This window comes from Acinetobacter haemolyticus, assembly GCF_900406815.1.
In the GTDB taxonomy this organism is placed as follows: domain Bacteria; phylum Pseudomonadota; class Gammaproteobacteria; order Pseudomonadales; family Moraxellaceae; genus Acinetobacter; species Acinetobacter haemolyticus_A.
On the sequence record NZ_OVCN01000007.1, the window covers coordinates 44,771 to 63,310 of the forward strand.

Consider the following 18,540-nt stretch of genomic DNA (forward strand, 5'->3'; position numbering starts at 1 on the left):
CAGTTCAAAAAAGCGGGTTTTATTCTAAATGTAATTAACTACCTTGTACTAAACGTCTCGCACTAATAATGCCGGGCTGTTGTTCTAAACGAGCAAGCAAACGCGACAGTTGTGCCAAACCTTTAACTTCGATCAACAACTTCATATTGGCAATTCCATCTGCCTCAGAAATTGTATTGACCTGACGAATATTGATTTGGTCTGAAAAAATCACTTGTGTCAGATCTTTGAGTAAACCTCGACGATCATAAGCTTCCACCACGATCTGGACACTTTGTCCCCGTGTTGGCTGCATTTCCCAATCCGCCTCGACAGCACGCTCAGGTTCAAGTGTGGTCATACGTACATAATCGGGACATGCGACTTTATGGATACTCACCCCTCGATTTAAAGTGATGTAGCCCCCAATCGATTCACCGTGTACTGGTTGGCAACACTGTGCTATGTGCAATTCCACATTGTCCAAGCCATCAATCAAAATGCCATGTGCCGATAAAGTATGGCTTGCACGTGGATTTAATGCTGGTTTTAACACCAACTCTGGCTCGTCTTGATCCAAATGCATTTGACGATTTACTTGGTTCATCAAGGCATGCAGACTGATATCGCCACTTACCAATGCCACCAAAATATCATCACCTGATTTCAGGTTAAAATGAGATGAGTAATCGTTTAAATCAATACTTTTTGGATGAATAGCCAGACGAGCGAGCTCTTTATTCAGCAACTCACGTCCCACTTCGACGTTCTTGCTGCGATCTTGCTGTCTAAACCAATGACGCAACTTATCCCGTGCACGAGCCGTTTTGATATAACCTAAAGAGTTAACTAACCAATCACGATTAGGCTCACGATCTTTTTTAGTTAAGATTTCAACTTGCTCACCTGTTTTTAAGGTGTAGGTCAACGGCACATAGCGCTGGTTTACGCGCGCTGCATAGCATTTATTTCCAACTTCTGTATGAACGTGATAAGCAAAGTCAAGCACGGTCGAACCACGTGGTAACTCTTTGATATCCCCATCACGGCTAAACACATAGATCTTTTCAAAATTTTCAAAATCTTGAATTTGATCAATGCCATTCGACTCATCATCTTCAGCATGCGGTGTGGTTTCATTACGTTCTTGATAATGCTCAAGTACGGCGCGGAGTGAGTGCAAACGGTCATTAAAAGAATGATCCGTATTTTTGGCACCTTCTTTGTAGTTGAAGTGAGAACATACACCCAGCTCAGCTTCTTCATGCATCTCAAACGTACGAATTTGAACTTCGAGTGATTTATTTTCCGCAATCACTGCCGTATGCAAAGACCGATAGCCATTGGCTTTCGGATTGGTCACATAGTCATCAAACTGGTTGGGAATGTGTCGCCATAACTGATGTACGATGCCTAAAGCATGGTAGCAATCTGGTACCGTTTTTAATAACACCCGTACTGCACGAATATCGTAAAGCTGATCAAAGCTAAGATTTTTGCTTTTCATTTTTCGATAAATCGAATAAATGTGCTTCACGCGTCCAGTAATTTCAGCGTGGATATCATAGGTATCCAGTTCTGTTTTAAGTTTATCAATCACAAACTGAATATATTGCTCACGCTCTAAACGCTTTTCATTGAGCAAAGAAGCAATTTCTTTGTACCGTTCTGGCGCTAAATAGCGAAAGGCTAAATCCTCAAGCTCCCACTTTAATTGTGCAATCCCTAAGCGATGCGCAAGTGGGGAATAAATCGTTAAAATTTCACGAGCAACACGTTCTTGACGCTCTTTGCTTGCGGTTGCCAATTCACGCAAAGCATAAGTCCGCTCAGCCAGTTTAATCAGCACCACACGTACATCTTCTGTCACAGAAATCAGCATTTTATAAATGCCGTTTAGATGTTCACGTTGATTATTATTAAAATGATCTTCTAGACGCTTATTTTTTTCAATCAGCTCCGATAGCTTACCCATTGCAAGCGTGCCTTTTACTAGGCCCAGAACTTGCTCGCCAAACTCTCGCTGAATATCCTCTAAGGTGATCAGTCCTTCACGTACACTTCGATATAATACTGCCGCTGACAACGTATCTTCATCTACATGTAAATGCGCCAAAATATCCGCCATACCAATACCGATACTGAAGGTGTTGGTATGATGATTAACCGTGCTTTCAAACTCTTTTTGTAAGGTAAGCTCTGCAACCCGTTGTAGCTGCTTCAGCTCAGCCCCATCCAAGATATCACGCACTCGATCTAGCCAAGATACTAGACTACTTTGCGCTTCAGCGGCATGTTCTACAGTCGCTTCCTCGGACAACTCATGGAGTCGTCCAGGTAACTGTTCACGTACTGTGACCATACCATTCTCCTCTGGATATGTAACTCATGTTCTAATCGTTTATCTCTTAAATTTTATCAGACTCATTTTTTTCAAATAAGGCAATAGATTCAACATGTTCAGTATGGGTAAACATATCCATTACTGCAGCTTTTTTAAGCTGATAACCATGTTGTGCCAGTACACCTGCATCCCTTGCCAGTGTTGAAGGATTACATGAAACATAAACGATTCTATTGGCTCCAAAGTTCGGTACATATTGCATCACCTCAAAAGCACCCGATCTCGGAGGATCAATTAATAATGCATCAAATCCTTGTTTCGCCCAAGGATGATGTGAAAAGTCTTTTGTTAAATCTTGTGAAAAGAAGGCAGCTTGGCTCAATGAATTTGCTTTCGCATTTTCAGTTGCACGCAACACCATTTCATCACTTGCCTCAACACCTATCACTTGACCAGTATCTCCTACACATCGTGCCAAAGGTAGAGAAAAATTGCCCAATCCACAAAATAGATCAAGCACGCGTTCCCCTTCCTTTAACTGTAGCAATTCACATGCCAACTGAATCATTCGTGCATTCACAGCACTATTTACTTGAGTAAAATCCAATGGTGAAAATGCAAAACGAATATCGAAGTCTTCTAAATGGTAGTGTAAACGCATTGGTGCTTGCACATCGTCAACACGATGTAAACTATCAGCACCTCTAGGTTGCAAATATAATTGCCACTGTCTTTGTAACGCAAATTGACGTAAATGGTTGACATCCGACACATTTAATTCTTCCAAGTGGCGAATTAATAACGCAACCTCGCGGTCGCCCATCGCCAATTCAACATGGCCAATATGTGCTTTTGCAGCCAATCCTTCCAGACACTTTCGCAATGCAGGGAGTGCATCAGATAACGTTTGATCCAATACTTTACACTGTTGGATGGTGGTTAAATGATTACTATGATGTTCTCTAAACCCCATCACCAAACGATCTTGCCGAGGAATATAACGCACACCAATTCGGGCACGACGGCGATAGTCTATTTTACTGGAGCGAATAGGCGCTAACCATTGTTCAGGTTGCAGTCCTGCGAAATGTTGTAAATGCGATTGCAATACATTTTGCTTCAACAAAATTTGTTCGTCAGGATGAATATGTTGCAAGCTGCAGCCACCACATATCCCAAAATGCGGGCAAATTGGTTCTACCCGCCCAGTAGCGGCCTCACCTTCTAGTTTCAGCATTTCTGCTTCTTCTAGACGTGTGGTTTGGTGGGTGATTTTCGCTTGAACCGTTTCTCCCACCAATGCATTGCGAATAAAAACTTTTTTACCCTGCTTTTCTTTTGGATGGTCAGGGTGTGTTCCATAGTGTGCAATACCACGACCTTCATGTGAAAAAGCTTCCACTTTGAAGGTATAAATCGGCTGGTGAGCTGGGCGCTGTTTCGCTTTATGTTTCAAAAGATGAACCTAATTTTTTGGCGCAAACGTGGGTGCGGTAAATACAGTATATTGCGATGTGTGGCGCCATACTTGTAAAAAATCTGATTGTTGCGTTTGCGTTTGTAAATAATCGATAGTGGACTGAACAAATTGCTGATGATCTTGCTGATTTAACTGACCTTTTAGTAATAACCAGCGTAAATAAACCAACCATGTATTCAATACATCACCTTCACAATAACTGGTTAATTTTAACCAATTATTATTACGGACATATTCTGGCACACGATAACCAGACTCTCCACGCTTTCCCGGAAAACCGAGTAAGCAAGCAATATCATCTAATTTTTGGAAATTTCGACCATTAAACATGGCCATCACATCCATCAAATCAACATGTCGATGATGATAGCGGTTTTGATAGTTATTAAACCGCTTCTGATTATCGATTTCACCTTGATCAAACAAACTTGGTGCAGATAACCCATGATACATCGCACGAAATAAAATGACAGGCAAATCAAACTGAGAACCGTTCCAACTCACAAGAGTTGGCTGTTTTTTATCAAAAATCGATAAGAATTTTGCCAGCATCTCAGCTTCAGTATTTTGCTCTTGGCTAAATGAAAATAAACGAAAGCCTTTTTCATCTATCCACAAGCCAGAAATACAAACAATTTCGTGCAAAGGTAAACGTTGAAAATCCATCCCCGATTCTTGACGGCGAATCTTGGTCAATGCCTGCTCAACATCAGCCTCAGGTAAATCAAGATGATATAAATGAGCACCTGCCTTTAGATCAGTGAGTGTTTCAATATCGAACACTAAAATCGGAAAACGTAAGCTCATCGTCAAAACTTCCTCAGGGAACTGAAGAATCCTCTCTTTTTAATAGAGAAGTTGGGAGTAATTTTATTCATCATCTTGTACTGAGAATAAACCCGTTGATAAATAACGATCCCCGCGATCACAAATAATGCAGACAATCACAGCATCTGGATTTTCTTCAGCGATTTTAATGGATGCCCAGACCGCACCACCCGAAGATGTGCCCGCACTAATTCCTTCACTACGAGCCAATTTACGCATGGTACGTTCTGCTTCAATTTGCGGAATATCAATAATACGATCTACTCGACTACGATCAAAAATCGTAGGTAGATATGCTTCAGGCCAACGACGAATCCCTGCAATACTTGAACCATCAGAAGGCTGTAAGCCCACAATTTGAATCTCTGGGTTTTGTTCTTTTAAATATTTGGACACCCCCATAATGGTGCCAGTGGTTCCCATCGAACTGACAAAATGGGTAATTTTTCCGCCCGTTTGTTTCCAAATTTCAGGCCCCGTTGTCAGATAGTGTGCTTCAACATTATCAGGGTTACCGAACTGATTTAAAACATAGCCCTTGCCTTCGGCTTGCATTTGCAATGCAAGGTCACGCGCACCTTCCATACCTTGTTGCTGAGTAACTTCGATTAACTCTGCGCCATAAGCAGACATTGCATCTTTACGCTCTTGGCTCATGTTATTCGGCATGATCAGCTTCATTTTATAACCACGCATGGCCGAAACCATCGCTAAAGCAATTCCCGTATTACCACTGGTTGCTTCAATCAAGGTATCACCCGGTTTAATTTGACCACGTTTTTCTGCTTGAACAATCATGTTATAGGCAGGACGATCTTTCACGGAACCTGCCGGGTTATTGCCTTCTAATTTTGCTAATACCGTGGCTTGAGTATGACTTGCTAAACGCTGTAAACGCACTAAAGGTGTTTTACCCACATATTCATCTAGTAAAAATTCATCTGCTAAAAAATCTGGTTGCGTATTGGTCATGATCGACACCGATATCAAGGTGGCGTCTATTGTATGAAAAAAAACACGAGACTGCATCTTTTCCCACGGCTTTTTATAGCGAGAAAAATGCTAGCCTGTTTAAAGCATGCTAAGATATTTTGCAGAATGATAAGTCTGACCCAACTATGTCAAATTTCAATAAAACTCTTTCCAAACGTTTACGGCTCAATCACGCTTATGGACAGCTCATCGCGCTGATCCTCGTTCCAATTGCGATTTTGACAGGCGTAGGCATTTTGTGGGTTTTATCTGAAACCACCAACGCTGCGAAACAGCAACAAAATGCAGAAGCTTCCGCGATTTTGGCACGTTACCATCAGACAGCAAATGACCTACTTCACTTAGTTGAAGAGCAACCTGATCAGTATGACCGTGCCCAAAACCTATTTCAGAAATTATTTGATGAGAGAAACCTACAACGTGCAGTTTTAATTGACAATAAAGGACAGACTTATTTAACCATTGGTTATCAAAACACACGTTACTGGCCTAACTTTCCCAAAAACCGTGATTTTTTTGGTCCTATTTATCATAACAACAATAGTATTTACGGTTCAAAACTGGACAGTGAAAATCCAAATTCTGTATGGCTAATGATCGAGTTGAATAATCATCCACTCGAACTTGCACGCTATAAAATCTTATTATCACTGGTCGCAACTGGCTTGCTTACCTTACTCATACTGTTGTTTTGTCTGAATGTTTTTTCTCGTCGCTGGCTAGCGCCACTTTACGAAATTCGTATGCAAATGCAGCGACTTAATGCAGACACTTTAGATCAACACATTGTAGTCAACAGTACGGGAGAATTACGCTTACTGCAACGTGATATCGCCAATGTGGTCAAACGACTTCATTTTAGTTTTTTAGAGCTGAAAGAGCATACGGAACAGACCGAAGAAGATTTACGTCGCACCCTAGACACTTTAGAAGTTCAGAATATTACTTATCGCCAAGCACGCGACCAAGCAATTTCATCCAACCAATCTAAATCAGTTTTTTTGGCCAATATCAGCCATGAATTACGCACACCACTCAACAGTATTGATGGTTTTATTCATTTATTATTACGCCAACAAAATTTAAGTAATGAACAAAATCTATATCTACAAACGATTCGAAAGTCTTCTGCTCATTTATTGGCATTAATTAATGACGTACTCGATTTCTCTAAAATCGATGCAGGTAAACTTGAGCTCGAGACCGCACCATTTGATCTCGAAGAAGCCATTTTCGATGTGATGGATATGCTGTCTCCTTTGGCAGCGCAAAAACACATTAATATGGCATTCTACTATGCAGAAAATATCCCGCAGTATGTGGTAGGCGATGCATTACGCTTTAAACAAATCCTGACCAACCTCATTTCCAACGCGATCAAGTTCACCCCGGATGGTGAAATTATTGTGCGTGTTCGGATGGAAGATGATGATATTGGTCAGTGTTTATTGCATTTCAGCGTGCAAGACAGTGGAATTGGTTTAAGCGGTACGGATCGCAAGAAATTATTTGAATCTTTCTCACAAGGCGATGCTTCTGTTACTCGTCAATTTGGTGGTACTGGACTTGGTTTAGCGATTTCCAAACAATTAGTGCATCTGATGCGTGGTCAAATCGGCTTTGAAGACAACCAAGAACGTGCACCTACCGAAAAAGGTTCGACCTTCTGGTTCACCGCAGCATTTAAAGTTGAAGAAGAAGATGCTTTTGTTGAACATCCTCATTTTGATCATCTGCAAGTGGTATCTTATTTAGCCCATCCAGCGACGGCAAGTGTATTACGCCTCTATCTTGAAAATTATCATGTGGCGCATATTGAGACACAGTCAATTTTAGATTTATTCAGTCGCCTCAACCATTTGAATCAGCAAGAAAATACATGGTTGATTGTAGATCACAGTGGTGATACAGAAGCTTTATTGAAAGAGATTCGCCAACGTTATCATGGCAATTTAGCGGTATATGGCTATCAAATGAGTCTTGATCCAAACATGCTCAATGAATATCGCGCTCGTCCAATCTATCAACCATTGAGCCGTCGTGAACTCATTCAACTCTTAGCAAATCAGCCGATCTTTGAACAGGAACCTGAAGACTTTAATGGTCAAGGGCTTCATGTCTTGGCCGTCGATGATCATTTGCCAAATCTGATTGTCTTGGAAGCATTACTGGGCGAACTCAATGTAACGACGACCAAAGCATTGAGTGGGCAAAAAGCCATTGATCTGATTCAAGAGCGAATTGAACAGAAGTCTCCCCCATTTGATTTGGTGTTTATGGATATTCAAATGCCTGTGATGTCAGGTATTGATACCACCCGTGCCATTCGTTCACTAGAGTCAACACTGGATACGGGTATGCAACTTCCAATCATTGCATTAACGGCCCATGCCTTGGCAGATGAAAAACAGAAATTGCTCAAAGTGGGTATGAACGATTATGTGACCAAACCAATTCAAATGGAGCAAATCATTCAAATCCTCACCCAATGGACCAAAAATAATTTTAGTTCACAGCCAACCACAACTGAAACGAAACGTCCAATTGAGTCGATTGACCCACAAATTTTAAACTGGCAACAAAGCATTCAACTTGCTGCCAACAAAGAAGATTTAGCTCAAGATTTGTTAGGTATGTTGGTGGATAGCTTTGATATCGAGCTAAATGAAATGCAACAACTGATTGAAGTAGAAGATTTCCCTCAACTTGAGCATGTTTTACACCGACTCTATGGCGCAACACGCTATGTAGGTACACCTACGTTACAACGGATTGCAGGTGAGTTTGAGCAATTTGTATCTACTCTACGCAAAGAACGACGCAAAGCAGATGATATATTTATTCGAGAAACCAATCACCGCTTCAATGAGCTTAATGCGGCGATTGAGCAAGTCAGACAAGCAGCAAATCTCGTCTTGAACGGACATGATAACTAAGATGACTGACGTGTCATGTTTCAGGATAAAAACTCATGCTATGCTGCCGATCATCAAACACAATAAGAGTAGAACCGATGGCACTTTTACGCGTTGAAAAAAACAATGGAATCGCAACGGTATCGTTAAATCGTCCAGACAAACGCAATGCGATGAGCTTTGCTTTACTGAAAGAGTTGGTTTCAACAGCTAAAAAAATTGAAAAAGATCGCTCTATTCGCTGTGTTATTCTAACTGGCGAAGCACATGTATTCAGTGCTGGTATCGATTTATCAGACCTAAACAATCCTAAAAATACAGCATTTGCTGCATGGGAACTGGTCAAACCAGGGCAAAGCCTATTTCAGAAAGCATTCCTCATTTGGCAAAATCTACCGATTCCTGTTATTGCTGCGATTGAAGGCTATTGCTTTGGGGCGGGTATGCAACTTGCGCTAGCAGCAGACATCCGGATCGCAGCACCAAAAACACAAATGTCGATTATGGAAAGTCGCTGGGGACTTGTGCCAGACATGGGTTTAACACGTTCACTCAAAGGTCTGATTGGCGTGGATTTAGCCAAAGAGTTGACCCTCACTGCACGGATTTTTGATGCTGAATATGCCAAAGAAATTGGCTTAGTCACCCACCTAGATACTGATCCTCTCGCCAAAGCCAATGCTATCGCTCAAGAAATGCTACAACGCTCACCAGATGCCCTAATGGCTGCCAAGCGTGTTTTAGACGCGATGGAGCATCGACCAGAAAAAGCCCTTCGTTTAGAAAAACTTTGGCAACTCAAACTACTATTAGGTAAAAACAGTGCACTTGCCCGTAAGAAGGACAAAAATCCAGAGGTTGAGTTCTTACCAAGACAGTATAAATAGACGTTGAGAAGCTTATGAGTGGGGGCATTCGGTACGCTCCCGCAAATATACTCAAAACAGTACAGGCAATGAACATGATACTTGATCAAAAAACCCCCATCGCTTTTTTAGGTATGGGTTTAATGGGTACACGTATGGCTGCCCGACTGCTTCAAGCTGGTTACGCTGTTGCCATTTGGAATCGCAGCCCGCAGGCATGTGAAGCACTGATTCAACAAGGTGCAACTGCCTTAACTTTAGAAGAAATTGGCAATTACCCTGTCATTTTGACATGTTTAGCAGATGATCAAGCAGTTCAAAGTGTTTTTAATCAGATCCAGCCTTATCTAAAAGCCAAGCAAATCATTGTCGACTTTTCTAGCTTATCTGTTGCAGTAACCCATCAACTAGCAACTACAGCACAGCAACAACAAGTCCTATGGATTGATTCCCCAGTATCTGGTGGAACCACAGGTGCAGAACAAGGGACTTTAGTCATTTTTGCAGGTGGGGATGCCGAAACAATTCAACGACTCGAACCGATCTACTCAGTGCTTGCCCAGCGTGTTACCCGAATGGGCGAGTCAGGTACAGGACAAGCAACTAAGATTTGTAATCAACTGATTGTTGCTGCCAACAGTACGCTGATTGCGGAAGCAGTTGCACTTGCAGATCAAGCAGGTGTAGATACCCGTTTACTCGCCCCTGCGCTTGCAGGGGGTTTTGCAGATTCGAAACCCTTTCAGATTCTTGCACCGCGCATGGCAACCCATGTGTTTGAACCTGTGCAATGGAAAGTTCAGACGTTATCTAAAGATTTAAACAATGCGTTACAACTCGCACAAAGTTTTAACCTAAAGATACCTGTGGCACAAAAAGCCTTAGCACAGTTACAAGCGCACCAACAAAATGGCTTTGCTGAGAAAGATTTAGCTACTATCATCAAATATATAGAATAATAATTAATGCTTCATGGAGTTTGATATGAGCCATCTTGCAGTCAATTTATCGATGATTTTTACAGAAGTGCCACTCATCGAACGTTTTGCATTGGCACACGCACATGGATTTCAACATGTCGAGATCCAATTCCCTTATGAACTTGAAATATTTGATATACAAGCACAACTGAACCAATACAACCTGTCACTTTGTCTAATCAACGCCCCTGCTGGTGATCTGATGCAAGGCGGTAATGGTTTAGCGGGTGTGCCAGGTCTTGAAACCACATTTCATCAAGCACTGGAACTGGCAATCAGTTATGCAACCGCATTAAATGTTCCGCGTATCAACATTTTAGCGGGTAAACAGCCTTTGGATGCAGATTTATTGCCATGCTTAAATACACTTGCGAGCAACTTAAAACTGGCCTGCCACATGCTGACCGAACATCATATTGAACCTGTATTTGAAATGATCAATGGTACAGATATGCCGCGTTTTCTGATTCAAAACATTGCCCAAGGTCAAGAAATGCTCGAGGCTGTGAATCATCCAGCCTTAAAAATGCAATATGACTGTTATCATATGGCGATGATGGGCGAAGATGTTTTAGCGGGTTTACAAGAAAATATTCACCAAATCGGTCATATTCAATTTGCGGATTGTCCAAGTCGCCATGAACCGGATACAGGAAATATTCCCTATAAACAAATCTTTGACTGGTTATTACAAAGTGACTATCAAGGAGTAATTGCTGCAGAATACAGACCAAAAGAACATTCAGATCAATCTTTTGCATGGAAACAGAAGTATTTCTCCAATGATGTGAATACATAAACTGTTACGGCTAAAATTTGAGTTTTTTTGTTAAAAACGGTATATTTGAAGATGAGTAATTGTCAGGAAAATATACCCTCTATGAATTTAGAACCATCGCCCAGCGCTTCTAATTCTCACGACCTAAAAATCACAACATCAAACAAAGATGTACACGCTTGCTTAAAAGTTGTACATGAAGCCCTCACTGATGTAAAAGCCAAAGATATTTTAGAACTTGATGTAAGTTCTATTAGCAATGTCGCTGATGCAATTGTAATTGCTAGCGGTACTTCAACTCGTCATGTTAAAGCCCTTGCTGACAATGTTGCTGATGAAGCACGTAAAGCAGGTATCCGTCCACTCGGCGTCGAAGGCGAACGAGATGCAGAATGGATCCTCATTGATCTAGGTTATGTCGTTGTACATGTAATGTTACCTACTGCCCGTAAGTTTTATGATCTTGAAAGCTTATGGTGCACTCCTGAATCAGTAGCTTAACCTTTCATACATAAAGAGCGATCTAATAGATCGCTTTTTTAATGCCTAATTCTCAAGCTCTACCTTTCATCTTAGCAAAAACTGACATGAAAAATTGTCAAATTTAACGCATTATAGAATCGCTTTAAAACTCAATTGATAAAAATCCATAACTGGAGTAAATGAAGTGAAAATTCTAATTACTGGTGCAAACACAGGTATTGGTTTTGCGACTGCTGAGCAACTTATTAAACAAGGACAACATGTCATTTTGGCTTGCCGCAATCCATTAAAAGCCCAAGAAGCTCAAAACAAATTACGCGCGCTAAATCAAGGGCAAGTCGATTTGGTGTCGCTTGATCTAAATAGCCTCGAAAATACACGTAAAGCAGCTGATGAAATTGCTGATCGTTATGGCAATCTAGATATATTAATCAATAATGCTGGGCTTTTTTCCAAAACCAAACAGCTCACTCACGATGGCTTTGAACAGCAATTTGGGGTGAACTACCTCGGACATTTTCTATTTACCCAAAAACTACTTCCTGTACTAAAACAAGCACCCAAAGCACGAATTATCCATCTCGCATCCATTGCGCATTGGGTAGGGTCAATTAAGCCTAATAAATTTCGCGCTGAAGGTTTTTACAATCCTTTGTTTTATTATGGCCAATCTAAACTTGCCAATCTCCTATTCAGCAATGCACTAGCTGAGCAAATGGCCGGCACCAGCATTACCAATAATGCATTGCATCCTGGCGGTGTTGCATCTGATATCTATAGAGAACTGCCAAAACCTGTTTATGAAGTTATGAAAATAGGTTTAGTACCTACTTCAGTTCCCGCAAAACTCATCACTGAAATGGCCATTGGAGATAGTTGGGCAAACCGCAATGGCGAATATGTCAGTGCACATATGCCAGACTGGAGATCTCCTCATGCTAAAAACCAACAGCTTGCTCGTGATCTCTATGCTCAATCTATGGATTTTGTAGAAAAGTATCTTTAAACGATTAGAACGAAATAAAAAAGCCACCCTAGGGTGGCTTTTCAATCCTGATGAGGTCAGATTAGTGACCACCACCATTGATTGCTTTCGTCATGTCTTCAACAACTTTCTTCGCATCACCAAAGACCATCATGGTTTTTTCATTGTAGAACAAGTCATTGTCTAGACCAGCATAACCTGTTGCCATAGAACGCTTGATCACCATGATCGTACGAGCTTTGTGTGCTTCAAGGATCGGCATACCATAAATTGGTGAGCTTGGATCATCTTTCGCAGCTGGGTTTACAACGTCATTTGCACCGATTACAAGTACAACGTCAGTTGCTGGGAAGTCAGAGTTGATTTCATCCATTTCTAAAATGTCTTCATACGCAACATCAGCTTCAGCTAGCAATACGTTCATGTGACCAGGCATACGACCAGCAACTGGGTGAATCGCAAAACGTACTTTTACACCTTGCTCTTTTAAGATTTCACACAGCTCTTTTACCGCATTTTGTGCACGGCCTTGCGCCATACCGTAACCTGGTACAATCACAACGCTGTCAGCATTTGACATCAAGAAGCCAGCATCATCCGCAGAACCTGAACGATAGTTACGTTGAACTTGCTCGCCTTTATCAGCAGCAACTGCAGCGCCACCCATCGCACCACCAAACAATACGTTGATGATCGAACGGTTCATTGCTTTACACATAATGTAAGACAGAATCGCACCAGAAGAACCTACAAGTGAACCCGCAACGATCAACATGTTGTTTTCAAGTGTGAAACCAATACCTGCTGCAGCCCAACCAGAGAATGAGTTCAAGAGTGATACCACAACTGGCATATCACCACCACCTACTGGTGCAATCCACATCCAACCAAATGCAAGTGCAAATAGTGTCATTACGTAGAACGCAGTTAAGCTATCAGTCGCGAAGTAGATACCACCAAATACAAGCATTGCAATAAATAATGCAGCTTGAACAGGTTTTACCCATGCGCCAGAGATTGTTTTAGCCCATTTTTTCGCAGCCAATTTACCGTAAGCAAATACTGATGCAGTAAAGGTAATTGCACCAATGAAACAACCTACAAATAATTCAAAACGATAAGTACTACTAAAACCAACAAAAGCTGAGTGACCTTGTGCCACCATCGCCTCGTTCACCAATCCAAGTTGTTCTGCATCGTATTGACCGAAGTGTGCAGCTTTTAATACGGTTGCAATTGCAATCAATACTGCAGCCAAACCAACCAATGAGTGCATCAAGGCAACCATTTCTGGCATTTGCGTCATAGGAACTGCACGTGCTTTAGCGATACCAATTACCGCACCAGCAGCCATTGCAACACCAATCATCCAAACCACTGGACCTTCAGCAACGAAGAAAGTTGTCAATACGGCGATTGCCATCGCAACCATCCCGTAGCGACTACCTGCAATTGCAGTCTTAGGACCAGACAAACCACGTAAAGTTAGGATAAAGAGGACAGCACCTACTAGGTAGAACCAATCCGCATAATCTCGAATAAATTCCATCGCTTAGCCCTCTTTTTTCTTTTGCTTTGGTTTAAACATTTCCAGCATACGAGCTGTTACAGCGAAACCACCAAAAATGTTAATGCTTGCAAGGAATACAGCGATTGCACCTAAAATGCTAATCGGGTTAATGGTCTGAAAATCTACAGAACCTTCAACACCTAAGAAAGGCAAGCCAACTGTTTGAATCATTGCACCAACAACAATAATTGAAGACAAAGCATTCGTTACAGCCATAAGTGGTGTATGTAACGCAGGCGTTACTCCCCAAACAACGTAATAACCTACGAAGATGGCAAGGACGAAAATTGTAATCGTTTCAACCATGAGAAATCTCCTTAACCACGCTTGAGCAGTACTTGACCGCCATGTGTCACGAGTAACGCTTTTTGGATTTCATCTTCTTGATTGATCGCAAAGCCTTTTTCTTTTTCGAACAATGTTTCAAGGAAGTTGAATACGTTACGTGCATACAATGCAGATGCCTCTGTAGCAACTGTGCCTGGAATGTTTGGAATACCCAAAATTTTCACACCATTTGCAGTAACAACAGTTTCGCCTTCTTTAGAACCTTCAACGTTACCACCAGTTTCAACAGCCATATCTAAGATGACAGAACCTGGTTTCATTTTGGCAACAGTTTCAGCTTTGATCAGACGCGGCGCATTACGACCTGGAATCAATGCAGTCGTGATTACGATGTCAGCATTTGATACAGCTTTATCTACAATCGCAGCTTGATCTTTGATGTATTGCTCACCAGGCTGCCAACCATATCCGCTTTTCGCAGCTTCAGCAGCACGTTGTTTTTCTTCATCGGACATTGGTACGTCTAACCACTTACCGCCTAAAGATTCAACTTGCTCTTTTGCTGTTGGACGTAAGTCTGTTGCTTCTACAACAGCACCTAAACGTTTTGCAGTCGCAATTGCTTGAAGACCTGCAACACCAACACCCATGATTACAACACGTGCAGGTTTTACAGTCCCCGCAGCAGTCATTAACATTGGGAACATGCGCTGATATTCAGCCGCTGCCAACAATACAGATTTATAACCTGCCAAGTTTGCTTGAGAAGAAAGTACATCCATATTTTGTGCACGTGAAAGTGTACGTGGAAGTAATTCCAAAGCAAAAGCAGACACTTGCTGTGTAGCAAACTGATCTAATTCTGGATTGCGGTAAGGGTCAAACATTGCTACTACAGTGGTATTAGCCGCAAGTTTTTGAATTTCGTCACCTTTCGGAGCACGTACCTTCAAAATAATTTGGCTACCTGTATATGCATCGTCCGTAATGGTTGCGCCAACTTGTTCATAAGCACTGTCAATATAGGCTGCTTTAACACCAGCACCACGTTCAATGACAACACTATGACCTGCGTTAATCAACTTCTTAACTGTCTCTGGTGTAGCAGCTACACGACTTTCACCTGCGACAGTTTCGGTTGGGATTCCGATCTGCATGAGCGTTCCTCAAGCTAGTTTTTCTTAAGTAAACATCGCGACTCGCAATGTTTCCCCCAGGAGTATTCTTTGTAGAGATTTTGGATTTTAATGGAACTTTTTTAAAATTCCACCCAATATTTATTTAATAAATACCTATATTTTGAACTGATGATTCACATTCGAATTTAAAACTTGTATGCTCAGCACGTTTGACTTTTGATAAAGCAAATGCTGATTGAGATAAGTTTTTTATTCGAATCACTTGTCTTCAAGTCAATAAAGCGGGCTTACATTACGCATGTTTTAAAACATGATCACCTACCAAACTCTATAGTATTTATTCGCCTCTTTCCTTTTAAGCTCACCATCAGAGCACCAAATGCACATGATTGATATATCAATATGATGATTTACAAGCTTTACAAATTGAGGACTTGATTTGGCATCATAATCATGCAATTTCGTAGTGGGATTGGCTTATTTGAACTTTTATTGGTCTTTTCGGCGACTTGTTTTACTGATTTTTCACTGTACGTAAATTTATAACTATTGAAAACTCAATTATTTTCTCTGTATTTAGGTTTAATCTTTCCAACAGACCCTCAAAATGCAGCAAAAAGAAATGTAAAAAACCAATTCAGCATTTTTTCGAGTGATATTTATGACGGTTTTGCCAGACAATTTGATCTTATTGCACAATATTAGTGCGTTTATTCAACAGATCCTCTGTCTGCTCAGTCTTTTTGATTCAATAAAAATAAAATTTCCTGAAAATGAGCACCCATTGCTTGCTCTGCTAAGCAATCATCTGGATTTCGCAATGGACATTGTTCCAAAGACAAGCAACCACAACCAATACATTGATCTAACTGCTGGCGTAATTGCAATAACATCATAATTTGCTGATCAAGCTGTCCTTGCCATTGTTGTGACATGGTCTGCCAGTCCTTTTTACTTGCGATCTGTTGCTTAGGTAAGGTCGCAAACGTCTCTTTGATTTGTTTTAAGCTAATTCCAACTTGCTGCGCTGCTTTAATAATTGCAACCCGTCGTAACATTGCCCGTTGATAGCGACGCTGATTTCCAGTCGTTCTCAGCCCCCAAATCAATTCTTTTTCTTCATAAAAGCGAATCGTCGGGACACTCACACCACTCCGTTTCGCCAACTCCCCAATACTGAGCCAAGTTTGTAATTGTTGTGATTTCAAAATTTACTTGACCTCTAGTTAACTTGAGCTTTGATACTAGCATAACTTCGTTATCTTTCATGGAATCTCGTTATGAATCTTATCAATTCACCTGTCTTTAAAATGATCAATCCAAGCGAGCTATACGATCCAGTCAGCAATGGGTATAGCCATGTCACCGTTATTCAACCGAATATGCGTACCATCCATATTGCAGGACAAGGCGGTGAGAATAAAAATGGTGAACTTTCACAAGATTTTGACCAACAGGTACAACAAGTCTTTTATAATATTCAATACGCTTTAGCATCGGCACAAGCCCAACTTCAAGATATTGCTGTTTTGCGTGTCCTCGTTGTCAATCATGATGAGGAAAAACTTCAAAGCTTTACACAAATCATGCAACGCTTATGGAAAGATCAGCCATATCCTGTTTGCACCCTTATCCCTGTGCCATGTTTAGCATTGAAAGATATGCTGATCGAAGTCGAAGCAACAGCATATACGGTATAACCAGATAGAGAGAGTCATGTCTGCACCTCAAGATATTAGTCAAAATAAGGTCCTGCTATGGTTTATGGCGACTGCATGTGGTTTATGTGCCGGTGCTAACTATTATAGTCAACCTCTCATTCATTCCATTCAACAATATTTTGCAGTGACGGAGGGGCAGGCTGCCCTTACCGTTACCTTTGCGCAAGTGTCTTATGCTTTAGGTCTGCTTTTTATTGTGCCTATGGGCGATGTCGTCAATAAAACCAAATTTATTCCCCTGTTAATGTGTTTATGTGCGCTCGGTTTATTCGTAAGTGCCTTTTCGGTCAATTTACCGATGCTGTGGGTCGGCACCATTATGGCAGGCATGTTCTCAGTTGCGGCACAAATCCTGATTCCACTGGCGACCATGACAGTCAACCCTGAAAAAACAGGAGAAGTGGTCGGATTTTTAATGAGCGGGTTATTGGTTGGGATTTTACTATCGACCAGTTTGGCAGGTTTATTTTCCAATTTATTCCACTGGAAAATGATTTACGTTGTCAGTGGGATATTAATGCTTATCCTTGCGTATGCGTTAAAAAGCCGCTTGCCTTATGTCATGCGTATGCAGATGAACTATGGCCAAATTTTTACCTCAATGGCCCAGCTACTCAAGCAAGAAAAACGATTGGTATTTCGTGCCCTGTCTGGTGGTTTTGCTTTTGCCTCAGTCAGTATTCTATTTTCAACCATTGCTTTATTGCTTACGGCTGCACATCAGCTTCCAGACCTTATGATTGGTATGGTCGGTTTGGTCGGCATTTTTGGAGCATTATCCACACAATATATTGGTAAATATGCAGATCAAGGCTATACCAAACAATTGACATGGATGGGTTGTGCTTTATTTATCATTAGCTGGATCTGTTTCTATTTCGGACAGATTTATTTATTAAGCTATATCCTCGGTTTTGCGTTGATTCAATTGGCCTTAGCTCTTGTACATACGAGTAACCAGAGCATTATTTTCCGTTTACGTCCTGATGCCAAGTCTCGGATTAATGCCATCTATATGACTGCCTATTTTACTGGGGGCGCATGTGGTTCAGCTTTGGGGATTTTTTCGTGGAAGCACGGCGGATGGAGCATGACATGTTTGGTTGGAATTTGTTTAGTCTTTGCCTGTATGTTATTTAGTTTTTTGGATAATCGTGTTTCCTCTCAAAGCATTAAGACATAAAGTAGTAA

Annotated in this window: 16 protein-coding genes; 8 read left to right on the forward strand and 8 right to left on the reverse strand. The window is 41.2% G+C overall.

The window, feature by feature from the left end; genetic code table 11:
- Positions 1–34 precede the first annotated feature (34 nt).
- The 4 genes from DK207_RS06290 to cysM all read right to left on the reverse strand — a co-directional run bounded on the left by DK207_RS06290 (position 35) and on the right by cysM (position 5,603).
- A complete protein-coding gene (locus DK207_RS06290; protein ID WP_109440436.1) occupies positions 35–2,341 on the reverse strand; it encodes a RelA/SpoT family protein in 2,307 nt (768 codons plus the stop codon).
- 46 nt (positions 2,342–2,387) lie between these two features.
- Entirely contained in the window at positions 2,388–3,779 is a 1,392-nt protein-coding gene (gene rlmD / locus DK207_RS06295; protein WP_109440437.1) for a 23S rRNA (uracil(1939)-C(5))-methyltransferase RlmD, read from the reverse strand.
- 9 nt (positions 3,780–3,788) lie between these two features.
- Positions 3,789–4,610, reverse strand: a complete 822-nt coding sequence (locus DK207_RS06300) for a 3'-5' exonuclease (protein WP_109440438.1) — start codon at positions 4,608–4,610, stop codon at positions 3,789–3,791.
- 63 nt (positions 4,611–4,673) lie between these two features.
- The gene (cysM, locus tag DK207_RS06305) at positions 4,674–5,603 is read right to left on the reverse strand and encodes a cysteine synthase CysM (protein ID WP_109440439.1); all 930 of its coding nucleotides are present in this window, start codon (positions 5,601–5,603) and stop codon (positions 4,674–4,676) included.
- A 146-nt stretch (positions 5,604–5,749) separates the two neighbouring features.
- Between cysM and DK207_RS06310 the strand changes: the two genes are divergently transcribed.
- The 6 genes from DK207_RS06310 to DK207_RS06335 all read left to right on the forward strand — a co-directional run bounded on the left by DK207_RS06310 (position 5,750) and on the right by DK207_RS06335 (position 12,652).
- Positions 5,750–8,560, forward strand: coding sequence for an ATP-binding protein (locus DK207_RS06310; RefSeq protein WP_109440440.1), 2,811 nt, complete (start codon positions 5,750–5,752; stop codon positions 8,558–8,560).
- Between the two features lie 77 nt (positions 8,561–8,637).
- Positions 8,638–9,426, forward strand: a complete 789-nt coding sequence (locus DK207_RS06315) for a crotonase/enoyl-CoA hydratase family protein (RefSeq protein WP_109440441.1) — start codon at positions 8,638–8,640, stop codon at positions 9,424–9,426.
- 74 nt (positions 9,427–9,500) lie between these two features.
- Positions 9,501–10,364: an NAD(P)-dependent oxidoreductase gene (locus DK207_RS06320; protein ID WP_109440442.1), complete on the forward strand. Its 864-nt coding sequence runs from the start codon at positions 9,501–9,503 to the stop codon at positions 10,362–10,364.
- Between the two features lie 25 nt (positions 10,365–10,389).
- Positions 10,390–11,184, forward strand: coding sequence for a hydroxypyruvate isomerase family protein (locus DK207_RS06325; RefSeq protein ID WP_109440443.1), 795 nt, complete (start codon positions 10,390–10,392; stop codon positions 11,182–11,184).
- 81 nt (positions 11,185–11,265) lie between these two features.
- Positions 11,266–11,664 (forward strand): ribosome silencing factor, encoded by a 399-nt coding sequence (rsfS, locus tag DK207_RS06330; RefSeq protein ID WP_109440444.1) that lies wholly within the window; start codon positions 11,266–11,268, stop codon positions 11,662–11,664.
- Between the two features lie 166 nt (positions 11,665–11,830).
- Positions 11,831–12,652: an SDR family NAD(P)-dependent oxidoreductase gene (locus tag DK207_RS06335; protein ID WP_109440445.1), complete on the forward strand. Its 822-nt coding sequence runs from the start codon at positions 11,831–11,833 to the stop codon at positions 12,650–12,652.
- A 61-nt stretch (positions 12,653–12,713) separates the two neighbouring features.
- Here the strand turns inward: DK207_RS06335 and DK207_RS06340 are convergent, their stop codons facing one another.
- The 4 genes from DK207_RS06340 to soxR all read right to left on the reverse strand — a co-directional run bounded on the left by DK207_RS06340 (position 12,714) and on the right by soxR (position 16,836).
- On the reverse strand, positions 12,714–14,180 hold the full coding sequence (locus DK207_RS06340) for an NAD(P)(+) transhydrogenase (Re/Si-specific) subunit beta (RefSeq protein WP_109440446.1): 1,467 nt from the start codon (positions 14,178–14,180) through the stop codon (positions 12,714–12,716).
- A gap of 3 nt (positions 14,181–14,183) precedes the next feature.
- The gene (locus DK207_RS06345) at positions 14,184–14,507 is read right to left on the reverse strand and encodes a proton-translocating transhydrogenase family protein (RefSeq protein WP_109440447.1); all 324 of its coding nucleotides are present in this window, start codon (positions 14,505–14,507) and stop codon (positions 14,184–14,186) included.
- A gap of 11 nt (positions 14,508–14,518) precedes the next feature.
- Positions 14,519–15,646 (reverse strand): Re/Si-specific NAD(P)(+) transhydrogenase subunit alpha, encoded by a 1,128-nt coding sequence (locus DK207_RS06350; protein WP_109440448.1) that lies wholly within the window; start codon positions 15,644–15,646, stop codon positions 14,519–14,521.
- A gap of 716 nt (positions 15,647–16,362) precedes the next feature.
- Complete coding sequence (soxR, locus tag DK207_RS06355; protein ID WP_109440449.1) at positions 16,363–16,836, reverse strand: redox-sensitive transcriptional activator SoxR; 474 nt, start codon at positions 16,834–16,836, stop codon at positions 16,363–16,365.
- 72 nt (positions 16,837–16,908) lie between these two features.
- On the opposite strand from soxR, the gene DK207_RS06360 reads away from it, so the two are divergent.
- Positions 16,909–17,328 (forward strand): RidA family protein, encoded by a 420-nt coding sequence (locus DK207_RS06360; RefSeq protein ID WP_109440450.1) that lies wholly within the window; start codon positions 16,909–16,911, stop codon positions 17,326–17,328.
- A 16-nt stretch (positions 17,329–17,344) separates the two neighbouring features.
- Positions 17,345–18,532, forward strand: a complete 1,188-nt coding sequence (locus DK207_RS06365; RefSeq protein ID WP_109440451.1) for an MFS transporter — start codon at positions 17,345–17,347, stop codon at positions 18,530–18,532.
- Positions 18,533–18,540: the final 8 nt, after the last annotated feature.

Coding starts and splice junctions, on each gene's coding strand:
- cysM (WP_109440439.1), bottom strand. CDS start 5,603: ATGACCAATACGCAACCAGATTTTTTAGCAGATGAATTTTTACTAGAT.
- DK207_RS06290 (WP_109440436.1), bottom strand. CDS start 2,341: ATGGTCACAGTACGTGAACAGTTACCTGGACGACTCCATGAGTTGTCC.
- DK207_RS06345 (WP_109440447.1), bottom strand. CDS start 14,507: ATGGTTGAAACGATTACAATTTTCGTCCTTGCCATCTTCGTAGGTTAT.
- DK207_RS06365 (WP_109440451.1), top strand. CDS start 17,345: ATGTCTGCACCTCAAGATATTAGTCAAAATAAGGTCCTGCTATGGTTT.
- rsfS (WP_109440444.1), top strand. CDS start 11,266: ATGAATTTAGAACCATCGCCCAGCGCTTCTAATTCTCACGACCTAAAA.
- DK207_RS06325 (WP_109440443.1), top strand. CDS start 10,390: ATGAGCCATCTTGCAGTCAATTTATCGATGATTTTTACAGAAGTGCCA.
- DK207_RS06310 (WP_109440440.1), top strand. CDS start 5,750: ATGTCAAATTTCAATAAAACTCTTTCCAAACGTTTACGGCTCAATCAC.
- DK207_RS06320 (WP_109440442.1), top strand. CDS start 9,501: ATGATACTTGATCAAAAAACCCCCATCGCTTTTTTAGGTATGGGTTTA.
- DK207_RS06350 (WP_109440448.1), bottom strand. CDS start 15,646: ATGCAGATCGGAATCCCAACCGAAACTGTCGCAGGTGAAAGTCGTGTA.
- DK207_RS06300 (WP_109440438.1), bottom strand. CDS start 4,610: ATGAGCTTACGTTTTCCGATTTTAGTGTTCGATATTGAAACACTCACT.
- DK207_RS06340 (WP_109440446.1), bottom strand. CDS start 14,180: ATGGAATTTATTCGAGATTATGCGGATTGGTTCTACCTAGTAGGTGCT.
- DK207_RS06360 (WP_109440450.1), top strand. CDS start 16,909: ATGAATCTTATCAATTCACCTGTCTTTAAAATGATCAATCCAAGCGAG.
- DK207_RS06315 (WP_109440441.1), top strand. CDS start 8,638: ATGGCACTTTTACGCGTTGAAAAAAACAATGGAATCGCAACGGTATCG.